The organism is Kitasatospora azatica KCTC 9699, assembly GCF_000744785.1.
Lineage (GTDB): Bacteria > Actinomycetota > Actinomycetes > Streptomycetales > Streptomycetaceae > Kitasatospora > Kitasatospora azatica.
Genome location: NZ_JQMO01000002.1, coordinates 651,636 through 662,697, shown reverse-complemented (window position 1 = coordinate 662,697; position 11,062 = coordinate 651,636). Strand labels below are relative to the sequence as shown.

Genomic DNA, 11,062 nt, shown 5'->3' with positions numbered 1-11,062 from the left:
CTGTCGCGGCCTCGAAAGTGGCCGGTCGGGCCGCCGGCCAACGCGGTCAGGTAGCAGGAGAGTGAGCCATGTCCCAGATGAACCGCCAGATCCGCCTCGCCGCCCGCCCGGTGGGCGCCCTCAAGCCGGAGGACTGGAGCCATGTCTCCGAGCCGGTCGCGGCGCCGGGAGAGGGCCAGTTCGCGGGAGTCACCCGGTTCATCTCGCTGGACCCGGCGATGCGCGGCTGGCTCGACGACCGCCCCTCCTACCTGCCGCCGGTCGGCCTCGGCGAGGTCATGCGGGCCGCCTCGGTCGTCGAGGTCACCGAGTCCAGCCACCCCGGCTTCGCCCCCGGTGACCTGGTCGTCGGCAGCTTCGGAGTACAGGAGCAGGTGGTCTCCGACGGCCGCGGCGCATTGAAGATCGAACCGTCGCTCGCCCCGCCCGCCACCTTCCTCGGCGCCCTGGGCATGTCCGGCATGACCGCGTACTTCGGCCTGCTGGACGTCGGCGCGCTCAAGGAGGGCGAGACGGTGGTGGTCTCCGGCGCGGCCGGCGCCGTGGGCAGCCTGGTCGGCCAGATCGCCAAACTGAAGGGCTGCCGCGTCATCGGGATCGCCGGCGGCGCCGCCAAGTGCGCCCTGCTGACCGAGGAACTCGGCTTCGACGCGGCGATCGACTACCGCACCCAGGACGTCCGGAAGGCACTGCGCGAGCACGCCCCGGACGGCGTGGACGTCTACTTCGACAACGTCGGCGGCGAGATCCTGGACGCCGTGCTCACCCGCCTGGCGATGCACGCCCGGGTGGTGATCTGTGGTGCGATCAGCCAGTACAACAACGAGACCGCCGTCCAGGGCCCGTCGAACTACCTGACCCTGCTGGTGCGGCGCGCCCGGATGGAGGGCTTCGTGGTGTTCGACTACGCCCCCCGCTTCAAGGAGGCCGCCCGCGAGATCGCCGGCTGGATCGCCGCGGGCCGACTCACCGTCAAGGAGCACGTGGTCAAGGGCAGTGTCGACGACTTCCCGGCGGTGCTGCAGATGCTCTTCGCCGGCGAGAACACCGGAAAGCTGGTCCTCGAACTCGAGTAGGGCTGATCCGGCCCGGCGCACCGGGGCACCGACGCACCTGGAGTGCTACCGGCCGGTATCGTCGGTGCTCCCGAGAAGGTCACGGCAGCGATGGAACGCGGGAGCGGACGTGGAGTTTCGAGAAGACATCCTGGGTGCCCCGTACGAGGCGGCCGAGCTGGCGCTGGCCGCCGACGAGGAAGGCGCGGTCAGCGCAACCCTGGTCAGGCGGCTCGTCCCCGGCTCCACGAAAGCCGTGCTGTACCTGCACGGCTACACCGACTACTTCTTCCAGACCAACCTCGCCGACCACTTCGCCGCGCTCGGCTACTCCTTCTACGCGCTGGACCTGCGCAAGTACGGCCGTTCCCTGAGGTCCCATCAGTCGCCCAACTTCGTCCGCGACCTGGCCGCCTACGACGAGGAGCTCGACGAGGCGGTCCGGATCGTCCGTGAGCAGGACGGCCACACCCAGCTGCTGGTCAACGGTCACTCGACGGGCGGCCTGGTGGCGGCGCTCTGGGCCTCCCGCCGGGCCGGGCGCGGTCTGGTGGACGGGCTGTTCCTGAACAGCCCGTTCCTCGCGATGCCGACCAGTCCGGCGCTGCGTACCCTGGGCGCGCCAGCGGTCGGCGCGCTGGGCAGGCTCGCGGCCACCCGCAAGCTGCCCGCCCCGCTCAACCCGCACTACGTGCACAGCCTGCACCGGGACCACCGGGGCAGCTGGGACTTCGACCTGTCGCTGAAGCCCGCCGAGGGCTTCCCGCTCTACGCCGGCTGGTTGGCGGCCATCCAGCGCGGCCACCGCGAGGTCCGTCGTGGGCTGCGGATCGACTGCCCGGTGCTGCTGATGGCGTCCACCGCCTCGACCGTCACCAGCAAGTGGGACCCGGCGCTGCACCACACCGACGCCGTGCTGCGTGCCGACGACATCGCCGCCCTCGGTCCGCGGCTGGGACGGCATGTCACCGTGGTCCGGATCGAGGGCGGTATGCACGACCTGGTGCTCTCCGGCGAGCAGGCCCGCGCCCAGGTCTTCAGCGAGCTCGACCGCTGGATCGGCACCTACGTCCCGGCACCCGTCGCCGGAGCCGCCAGGACGGGGAGCGGTTCCTGAGCAGGACCGGGAACGGTTCCTGAGCAAGCCGCGGCCCGAGCGCTACAGGTTGGAGTACATGCGCGCGATCATCGCTGCACTCAACGCACTCAACGCACTCAACGCACTCACCGCCTCGGTGCCGCAGGCCTGCCGGCAGCGGGCCTGCCACTGCCCGACGAGCGGACAACGGCCGCGCTGATCGAGGCCCAGCAGCGGGCCGTCGCGGTGCTCCGCACGATCAACCGGGGCATCCGGACCGGCTGGTCATTCTCCAACCAGGTCTCCAAGGCCCTGCCCGGCGAGTAGCCGGCGGCAGCGGCGCGCCCCGGCCACCAGGTCCGGGGTTTAACGGTGAGGGTGCCGGGCAGGCGAGTCCGGCTCGGGCTGCCGGGCCTGCTGACCTGTCGTCAGCCGTCACCGAGAAGGAGTTGAGACACCTGTGTGGACCCTGATCAGGCCACTCGCACTGGCCGTCGCGGTGGCGCTGGCCGTCCTCGCGGCGGACCGCCTGGTGCTGCTGCTGTCCCGTCGGACGGACGTCCCGCTGCCCGGTCCGCAGCTGCGCGGGCTGCTGCGCAGCTGCCGGATACCCACGCTGCTGACACTCGGGTCGCTGCTCCTGCTGGCCGTCGAGCCCGGCGCGGGCCTGCCGACCGAGGCGCGCGGGCCGTTGCGGCACGCACTGCTGCTCGCCGCGCTGGCCGCCGGCGCCTGGCTGGCCGCGCGGCTGGTGGCGCTGCTGATCGACACCTCGCTGACCCGGTACGCGAGCGAGGGGCGCGACCCCGCCCGGATCCGCCGGGTGCGGACGCAGACCGGGATGCTGGGCAGACTGGCCGGCGCGGCCATCGCCGTGCTCGCCCTGGCAGGCGCGCTGCTGACCTTCCCCGCGGTCCGGGCGATCGGCGCCAGCCTGCTGGCCTCGGCGGGCATCGTCGGCCTGGTGGTCGGGGTCGCGGCGCAGAGCACCCTGGCCAACGTCTTCGCGGGCATCCAGCTGGCCTTCGGGGACATGGTCCGGCTCGGCGACGAGGTGCTGGTCGCGGGCGACTGGGGGACCGTCGAGGAGATCACCCTGACCTACGTGGTGATCGTCACCTGGGACCAGCGGCGGATCGTCATGCCGGTGTCGTACTTCGTCGGCAAGCCGTTCGAGAACTGGTCCCGACGCGACCCGGCGATCACCGGGACCGCGCTGCTCCACCTGGACCACCGCACGCCGATGAAGGAACTGCGGGCGGAGTTCGAGCGGTTGCTCAAGGAGAGCCCCTGGTGGGACGGGGTCGGCAGCGCGCTCCAACTCGTCGACACCACGCCCAGCACCATCGTGGTCCGGGCCTTGATGACCGCCCGCAACGCCGGTGACGCCTTCGAGCTGCGCTGCTGGATCCGTGAACGGCTGCTCGCCTACCTGTGCGAGCACGCTCCCGAGGCGCTGCCCCGGATCGGGGTCGCCCAGCGGGGGGACTGACGGGGGTCGGGGCGGGCGCGGCGGAGTCCCGCCGCTCGTGGAAGCAGGGTGAAGTTAGGGTGCCCATTCGGTACATCCACGGCTGATCCGGCGTAAACCGGGCAGCTGAGCTCCGTTGCCTCGAGCGAGTGACCACCAGCAGAGGAGAGAGCATGCCGACCGTCGCGTCCCGTCCCTCGACAGCTGCCAGGGCCAACGGCTCCGAGCTGACCGGCTCGGCCGATCTCGCCAGGATCGCCGCGGGCCTGGGAATCGAGCTGGGCGAATCCGCGGACACCGCCCCCGCCGACGCGCGGGAGCTGTCCAGGGTGCTGTTCCTGCGGCTGAGGGCCGCGGCGGAGGGCACCGCCGAGTACTGCTACGTGCGGGACACCCTGATCGAGCTCAACATGGCGCTGGTGAAGTTCGCGGCGAGCCGGTTCGCCCACCGCAAGGAGCCGATGGACGACATCGTCCAGGTCGGCACGATCGGCCTGATCAAGGCGATCGACCGGTTCGACCCGTGCTACGAGGTCGAGTTCTCGACCTTCGCGCTGCCCACCATCAGCGGTGAGATCAAGCGGTTCTTCCGCGACACCGGCTGGATGGTGCACGTCCCCCGGCGGCTGCAGGAGTTGCGGCTCACCCTGGCGAAGGCCTCGGACGCGATGGAGCAGCAGCTGGACCGGGAGCCGACCCCCGCCGAGCTGGCCGCGCATCTCGACCTGACCGAGGCCGACGTGGTGGAAGGTCTGACGGCGTCCCAGGCGCAGAGCGCCAGCTCCCTCGACGCGTCGGCCCCCAACGCCGGTCCCGGTGAGGGCGGCGAGGCCTTCGCCGACCGGGTCGCCGAGGAGGAGCGGGCGTTCGAGACGGTGCTCTGCCTGGAGACCCTCAAGCCGCTGATCGCCGCACTGCCGGAGCGCGAGCGCACCATCCTCTCGCTCCGGTTCGGCGCCGAACTGACGCAGGCCCAGATCGGCCGGCGGCTCGGGATATCGCAGATGCACGTCTCCCGGCTGCTCAAGCGGACGCTGACCGGCTTGCGAGTCGCGCTGCTGGCCGAGAGCTGAGGGCCGACAGCTGCCGACCGATGGCTGCCGACCGAGGCCCGTCGGGGCCCGTCGGGGTTCGACTTCCCGTCAGACGCCCGCGCGGTGGGCCCGCCCGGGGCGCAGGAGTTCGGCTCGCTCCTCCTCGTTGAGGCCGCCCCAGACGCCGTACGGTTCCCGCACCCGCAGGGCGTGCGAGAGGCAGGCATCGCGTACCGGGCAGCGCGCGCAGACCTGCTTGGCGGCCTGCTCCCGATTGTCGTGGGCCTCGCCGCGTTCCCCGAGGGGGTGGAAGAACAGGCTGCTGTCGCTGCTGCGGCAGGCCGCCCGCAACTGCCAGTCCCAGTAGTGGTCGACGGCGCAGCTCAGGCGCGAGGTGTTGGTCATCAGGTGTTCCCTCCTCGGTCACGAGTTCGTGTCCTTCGAGGCGTCTGACCCGTGTCGCCGCCGCAAAACCTGGCAGTCGTGGGCGGCGCGCCGACGGGCGCGGGCGGAGATGCGCGCCCGCGCCCGTTCCAGCCACACCAGTAGTCGGCGTTCCTCCTGCGCGCCGGCATCCGGCCGACTCCACGCCCTGGCCTGCCGCACCAGGGCCTTGACCTCCTCGCCCGTAGTCGGCCTCTTCCCGATCCGGAAGGTCCAGCCCATCGGAGGTCACCGGCGTCCGGCTGGCAGCGGCAGCTCCCGGACGCGATCTTCGTCGCCGGCTGGTACCGGCGACTCGATCGCGGGCCTGGCCGCGTCCACCTCGCTCGGGCCGCCCGGGCCCGCTGGTCGGCTTGTCATAGGTCGCCCAACGAGCGAACCCGCCCATGGATACGGCCCTCGCACGGCCCGCGGCTGCGGGGTGCGACGCGTCGGCGCCCACGGCGGGGCCCTATGCTGCGGACATGCTGAGAAACCGCCGCCCGAAGGAGTGTCAGTGACCCCGGACAGGTCCGACACCGAGCCGGTGCCGGTCCTGCGCGAGACCGCGTTCGGCACCGCCAAGCTGATGCCCGACCTGGACTGCGAGGGCGGCTGGCTGCTCACCCTGGACGGCACCCCGCAGTCCTACGTCGACCTCGCCGACCCCACCCACCTCGAATTCGAGTACACCCACCGGCTCGGCCACCTCGCCGATGTGCTGACCCCCGAGGGTGCGCCGCTGGACGTGCTGCACCTGGGCGGCGGCGCACTCACCCTGCCCCGCTACCTCGCTGCCACCCGCCCCGGCTCCCGCCAGCAGGTCGCCGAGGCCGACGGACCGCTGGTCGACCTGGTCACCGAGGTCCTGCCCTGGCACGGCCAGGGCATCGAGGTCAGCATCGGCGACGCCCGCGAGGTGCTGGCCGCCGCCGCGCCCGCCTCGCTGGACCTGGTGGTCGCCGACGTCTTCCAGGGCTCGCGCACCCCCGCCCACCTGACCTCCGTCGAGTTCGTCCGGCTGGCCGCCGCCGCGCTGCGCCCCGGCGGCGTCTACGCGGCCAACCTCGCCGACAGCGCACCGCTGGACTTCGCCCGCGCGCAGGCCGCCACCGTCCGGGCGGTCTTCCCGCAGACCTGCCTGGTCGCCGAACCCTCGGTGCTGCGCGGACGCCGGTTCGGCAACCTGCTGCTGGTCGGCTCGGACCAGGACCTGCCCGCCGAGGCGCTGGCCCGACGGCTGGCCGGCGACCCGTTCCCGGCCCGGCTGGTCGACGGCCCCGAGCTGCGCCGCCTGGTCGGCTCCGCCGAAGCGGTGACGGACGCCGAGGCCGCGCCCTCCCCGGTGCCGCCCAAGGGGGCGTTCAGCATCGGCTGACGTACTGTCAGCTCGACCAGCTCGACCAGCTCGACCCGTCTTCCGGACCCGTTTTCCCGACCCCGTCAGCCGATCCGCCAAGTCCGTCAGAGGAAGCGACCCCATGCCGACCGACACAGAGCCGACCGACACAGAGCCGACCTCGACCCCGGGCCGAGTCGAGCTGACCGACGTCCCCGAGACCGCGCTCTGGACCCTGTACCAGCGCGCCGCCGAAGCCCGCCGACCGGATGCGCTGCTGCACGATCCCAAGGCCGTCGAGCTGGTCGATCGGATCGACTACCCGTTCGCCGAGCGGTTCGGCACCAGCCCCCTCCAGGCGCAGCTGCAGGCCCTGCGGGTCGCCTGCTTCGACCGTGAGGTGGCCGACTTCCTGGCCCGGGAGCCGCGCGGCACGGTGGTCTGCCTGGGGGAGGGGCTGGAGACCCAGTACTGGCGGGTCGACAACGGGCGGGCCCAGTGGCTCAGCGTGGACCTGCCCGAGTCGGTGGCGCTGCGCGAGCGGCTGCTGCCGCCCGGTCCGCGCCAGCGCTATCTGGCCGCCGACGTCACCGAGCTCGGCTGGACCGAGGAGGTCGACCGCAACCGCGGGGTACTGCTCACCGCGCAGGGGCTGTTGATGTACCTGCAGCCGGCGCAGGTGCGCGCCCTGATCGCGGGCTGTGCCGAGCGGTTCCCGGGCGGCTCGCTGGTGCTGGACGCCGTGCCGCGCTGGTTCGGCCGGATGACCCGCAACGGCAGCATGCGTACCCACGGCTATCAGGCGCCGCCGATGCCCTGGTCGATGGACGCGGGTGAACGGGCCAGGCTGCGCACCGCCAGTCCGGCGGTGGCCGCCGTGCGGGACGTCCGACCGAGCGGCGGGCGCGGGCTCGTCGGTGCGCTGCTGCCGCTCGCGCTCACCGTGCCGCCGCTGTCCACCCGGCGCCCCTCGGTCACCGTCCTGGAGTTCGCCGAGCAGCCGGAGCAGCCGGAGCAGCCGGAGCAGGCGTAGGCGGTGGTGCGGTCGGCCTGGCGGGAGCGGATCGATCCCGATGTGCGGTCGGCCGGGATGCCCGGCCGACCGCAGGAGTCGGAAGCGGTGGAAGCCGCGCCGCGTGATCCGTCCGGTTCAGGCGAGCCGGGTGAACTCCACCCGTACCTGGGGCAGTTCGCCCGGCGCGCCGCGGTAGACGCCCTTGTGCGGGGGCACGTCGCCGTACTCGCGCCCCCGCGCGACGATGACGTGGGACTCGCCGGGATAGGTGCCGTTGGTCGGGTCGTGGCCGATCCACTCGCCCGCCCAGTACTCCACCCAGGCATGGCTCTCACCGGCCACCGGCTGGTCGAGCTCGGCGTCTGGCGAGGGGTGCAGGTAGCCGGACACGTACCGGGCGGGTAGACCGGCCGCGCGGAGCAGGGCCGCGGTGAGGTGGGCGAAGTCCTGGCAGACGCCTGCCTGTTGGTCCCAGGCGTCCTGCGCGCCGCTGTGCACCCCGGTGCTTCCCTGAGTGTAGGCGACGCGCTCCCTGACCAGGTCGGTGAGTGCCGCCGCGGCCTGGTGGGCGTCCAGGCCCTCGGCGGCCGAACGCGCCTGGGCGGCGAGGTCCGGGCTCACCGTGGTGCGCGATGTCGCGGCGAGGTACTCCGTCAGTCGGGAGTCGGTCGACCGCGCGGCGATCTCGGCACGGTCGAGCGGTGGGGGCAGCGGGGTCGGCGGGGCGGTCTCGACCAGGCTGGTCGCCCTCAGCGAGAGGCTGGTGTGCGAGTCGGTCAGGTCGAACACGGTGACCTGGGTGCCCCAGTAGTCCCAGTAGGTCCACAGCGAGGCGGCAGGGGTGACGGCCACCCGCGAGTCGAGGACGGTCTGGGTGGGCAGGGTGAGCGGGCTCATCCGTACCTCGTTGTACGAGGAGCCGGCCGGGCTCGGGTAGGCCACCCGGGTCTCGTGGCAAATCCGCAGTCTGCTGGCCATCCCGATCACACTGCCTCTCGCGTCACGGACTGGTGGGACCACTCGATCGGTCCGTCGTAGGGGAAATAGCGTTCGGCCACGGCCCGGGTGGCCTCGCCGCAGGCCTGCTGGAGTTCGCTCAGCAGCTCGGGCAGGTGGTCCAACTCGGCGGAATCGAGGTACTCCAGTCTGGTGCGCATCCGGCCCACGGCCAGCCGCGCGGGTTCGGGCCGTCGCAAGGTGTGCGTGCCGCCGCCGAGTTCGGCGAGGCACTCCTCGGCGGCGCTCAGCGCGTGCAGGACGGAGCGGGGGAATCCCCGGTCGAGCAGCAGGAAGGCCGCCACCTCGCCCGGGTCGCTGCCGGCACCACGGGCGCGGACGAAGGCCTCCTCGGCGCCGCTCGCGCTGAGCAGCGTGGGCCAGTCGGGTGCGTGGACGGCTGCGAGCACTCGGACGGCGAGCAGTCGGGCGATCATGTCGACCCGCTCCAGGCTCCGCCCGAGGACGACGAAGCGCCAGCCGTCGTCCCGGCTCATGGTCGAGTCGGCGAGCCCGAAGAACAGGGCGGCGCGGCGGCGGACCAGCCCGAGGTAGGCGTGCGGTCCGGTGCGGCGCGCGGCGCGGCGGTGCTCGGCGAGCTGGTGCCAGGTGGAGTTGAGGGTCTCCCACATCTCGGTGGAGACCACGTCGCGCGCGGTCAGCGCGTTCTGGCGGGCCGCCCTGAGCGCGCCGTCGATGGAGCCGGGGCTGACCGCGTCGAAGGCGAGCCTGGCCAGGACCGAATCCATGTCACAGCGTTGCTCGCTCGGGACGGCCACGCCGAGGATGGCGTGCAGCGAGCGGCAGGCGGCGTCCTCGTCGCTCCACGGGTCCTCCAGCAGCCGGTGCAGATAGGCGTCGAGGATGCGGGCGGTGTCGTCGGCACGCTCGACGTAGCGGCCGACCCAGAACAGGGACTCGGCGATTCGGGAGAGCATGGTGTCGGTGGTGATCACTGCTGCTGTGCCTCCTCCTGGGTCGGACCGGCGGGCGTGCTTGCGACGCCGGGGCCGAACTGGCGCGGGATCACTTCACTCACCGCGGCGGACTGCTCGTCGGCGGACCGGCTCGGCGCAGCGCTGGGCGTCAGTACCCAGGTGTCCTTGGACCCGCCGCCCTGACTGGAGTTGACGATCAGGTTGCCCTCTCCCAGGGCCACCCGGGTCAGCCCGCCGGGGACCAGCCACACGTCGCTGCCGTCGTGGACGGCGAACGGCCGAAGGTCGATGTGGCGGGGTGCGAGGCCGTCCTGGCCGTCGGTGTGCCGGCTCAGCGTCGGAGAGGTGGACAGCGCCACCGGGCGCTGGGCGATCCAGCCGCGCGGGTCCGCCGCCACCTCCTTGGCCAGGCGGTCGAGCACCTTCCGCTCTGCTCGTGGGCCGATCACGATGCCCTTGCCCCCGGCGCCGTCGACCGGCTTGAGCACCAGCCGGTCCAACTGGTCGAGTACCTCCTCCAGCCGGCCCGGTTCCTCCGGTCGGATGGTCTCCACGTTCGGCAGCAGCGGTTCCTCCGCCAGGTAGTAGCGGATCAGGTCGGGGACGTAGGTGTAGAGCAGCTTGTCGTCGGCGATGCCGTTGCCGACGGCGTTGGCGAGGGTGACGTTTCCGGCGTGCGCGGCGGACATGATGCCCGGGACGCCGATCAGCGAGTCCGGGCGGAAGTGCAGCGGGTCGAGGAAGTCGTCGTCGAGTCGCCGGTAGATCACGTGGACCGGGGTTTCCCCCCGGGTGGTGCGCATTCGCACCCGGTTGCCGGAGCAGACCAGGTCGCGGCCCTCGACCAGCTGAACGCCCATCAGTCGTGCCAGCAGGGCGTGTTCGAAGTAGGCGGCGTTGGCCACTCCCGGAGTGAGGACGACCACGACCGGATCGGTCGCGCCCTCGGGAGCGCAGGCCTTGAGAGCGGCCAGGAGGCGCTGCGGGTACTCGTCCACCGGGCGTACGGGCTGTTCGGCGAAGAGCGCCGGGAAGGTCCGGGTCATCACCCGGCGGTTCTCGATCACGTACGACACGCCGGACGGCACCCGGACGTTGTCCTCCAGCACCCGGAACCGGCCCTCCTCGTCGCGGACCAGGTCGATCCCGGAGACGTGGATGCGGACCCCGTTCGGCGGTTCTATGCCGTGCGCCGCCCGGTGGAAGTGTGGTGAGGAGTACAGCAGTCGATAGGGCACCACACCGTCCTTGAAGACCCGCTGCCTGCCGTAGGCGTCGGCGAGGAAGGCCTCCAGGGCGAGGACCCGTTGCCGCACGCCCCGGCTCAGCCGGTCCCACTCGACGGCGTCGAGCAGGCGTGGCACCAGGTCGAGCGGGAAGGGGCGTTCCTCGCCGCCGTAGGAGTAGGTCACGCCGCGGTCCGTGAAGGACCGGGCCATCTGGTCGGTGCGGTACCGGAGTTCGAGGGAGTCCAGCGGGTTCAGGGCGGCGAACACGGCTTCGTAGGCCGGTCGCACTACCCCGGGACGCTCGAACATCTCGTCCCACGCGTCCGCTGTCGTGTACGAGTCGAAAATGTCGGCCATGACGAGACGTTAGAACTGATCGATTTCGGCCGTGTCACGGCCGGACTACCGAAAGGCACTCGTCCCAGCTCAGGCGCGCCGTGGCCGTTCGTCCAAGAATACTCCGTTAACGTTAACAGAACCTTTG

Annotated in this window: 11 protein-coding genes; 7 read left to right on the top strand and 4 right to left on the bottom strand. The window is 72.0% G+C overall.

Annotated elements, in window-relative coordinates; translation table 11 throughout:
* Positions 1–68 precede the first annotated feature (68 nt).
* From BR98_RS03320 to BR98_RS03305, 5 genes are all read left to right on the top strand, one after another.
* A complete protein-coding gene (locus BR98_RS03320) occupies positions 69–1,076 on the top strand; it encodes an NADP-dependent oxidoreductase (RefSeq protein WP_198042115.1) in 1,008 nt (335 codons plus the stop codon).
* A gap of 109 nt (positions 1,077–1,185) precedes the next feature.
* Positions 1,186–2,172 carry an alpha/beta hydrolase gene (locus tag BR98_RS03315; protein WP_035839870.1) on the top strand — a complete coding sequence of 329 codons (987 nt, stop codon included), beginning with the start codon at positions 1,186–1,188 and terminating at the stop codon, positions 2,170–2,172.
* Positions 2,173–2,230: 58 nt separating this feature from the next.
* Complete coding sequence (locus BR98_RS41915; protein WP_267886037.1) at positions 2,231–2,353, top strand: hypothetical protein; 123 nt, start codon at positions 2,231–2,233, stop codon at positions 2,351–2,353.
* Positions 2,354–2,593: 240 nt separating this feature from the next.
* Positions 2,594–3,625: a mechanosensitive ion channel family protein gene (locus BR98_RS03310; RefSeq protein ID WP_035839863.1), complete on the top strand. Its 1,032-nt coding sequence runs from the start codon at positions 2,594–2,596 to the stop codon at positions 3,623–3,625.
* Positions 3,626–3,777: 152 nt separating this feature from the next.
* Positions 3,778–4,677, top strand: coding sequence for an RNA polymerase sigma factor SigF (locus tag BR98_RS03305; protein ID WP_051969248.1), 900 nt, complete (start codon positions 3,778–3,780; stop codon positions 4,675–4,677).
* Positions 4,678–4,746: 69 nt separating this feature from the next.
* On the opposite strand, the gene BR98_RS03300 is transcribed toward BR98_RS03305, so the two are convergent.
* Entirely contained in the window at positions 4,747–5,043 is a 297-nt protein-coding gene (locus BR98_RS03300; protein WP_035839858.1) for a WhiB family transcriptional regulator, read from the bottom strand.
* 535 nt (positions 5,044–5,578) lie between these two features.
* Here BR98_RS03300 and BR98_RS40050 point away from each other — a divergent pair.
* Positions 5,579–6,439: a spermidine synthase gene (locus BR98_RS40050; protein ID WP_035839854.1), complete on the top strand. Its 861-nt coding sequence runs from the start codon at positions 5,579–5,581 to the stop codon at positions 6,437–6,439.
* 103 nt (positions 6,440–6,542) lie between these two features.
* Positions 6,543–7,433, top strand: coding sequence for a class I SAM-dependent methyltransferase (locus tag BR98_RS03285; RefSeq protein ID WP_051969247.1), 891 nt, complete (start codon positions 6,543–6,545; stop codon positions 7,431–7,433).
* A gap of 117 nt (positions 7,434–7,550) precedes the next feature.
* Here the strand turns inward: BR98_RS03285 and BR98_RS03280 are convergent, their stop codons facing one another.
* From BR98_RS03280 to BR98_RS03270, 3 genes are read right to left on the bottom strand one after another with little or no spacing between them, the layout of a single operon-like run.
* A complete protein-coding gene (locus tag BR98_RS03280; protein WP_035842712.1) occupies positions 7,551–8,393 on the bottom strand; it encodes a transglutaminase family protein in 843 nt (280 codons plus the stop codon).
* 5 nt (positions 8,394–8,398) lie between these two features.
* The gene (locus tag BR98_RS03275; RefSeq protein ID WP_232247219.1) at positions 8,399–9,367 is read right to left on the bottom strand and encodes an alpha-E domain-containing protein; all 969 of its coding nucleotides are present in this window, start codon (positions 9,365–9,367) and stop codon (positions 8,399–8,401) included.
* Positions 9,364–10,935, bottom strand: a complete 1,572-nt coding sequence (locus BR98_RS03270; protein WP_035839851.1) for a circularly permuted type 2 ATP-grasp protein — start codon at positions 10,933–10,935, stop codon at positions 9,364–9,366. Before BR98_RS03270 ends, BR98_RS03275 begins: the two co-directional genes overlap by 4 nt.
* Positions 10,936–11,062: the final 127 nt, after the last annotated feature.

What these genes read in the sequence shown, in the direction of transcription:
- BR98_RS03300 (WP_035839858.1), bottom strand. Translation starts at nt 5,043, where the DNA reads ATGACCAACACCTCGCGCCTGAGCTGCGCCGTCGACCACTACTGGGAC.
- BR98_RS41915 (WP_267886037.1), top strand. Translation starts at nt 2,231, where the DNA reads ATGCGCGCGATCATCGCTGCACTCAACGCACTCAACGCACTCAACGCA.
- BR98_RS03305 (WP_051969248.1), top strand. Translation starts at nt 3,778, where the DNA reads ATGCCGACCGTCGCGTCCCGTCCCTCGACAGCTGCCAGGGCCAACGGC.
- BR98_RS03270 (WP_035839851.1), bottom strand. Translation starts at nt 10,935, where the DNA reads ATGGCCGACATTTTCGACTCGTACACGACAGCGGACGCGTGGGACGAG.
- BR98_RS03285 (WP_051969247.1), top strand. Translation starts at nt 6,543, where the DNA reads ATGCCGACCGACACAGAGCCGACCGACACAGAGCCGACCTCGACCCCG.
- BR98_RS03280 (WP_035842712.1), bottom strand. Translation starts at nt 8,393, where the DNA reads ATGGCCAGCAGACTGCGGATTTGCCACGAGACCCGGGTGGCCTACCCG.
- BR98_RS03320 (WP_198042115.1), top strand. Translation starts at nt 69, where the DNA reads ATGTCCCAGATGAACCGCCAGATCCGCCTCGCCGCCCGCCCGGTGGGC.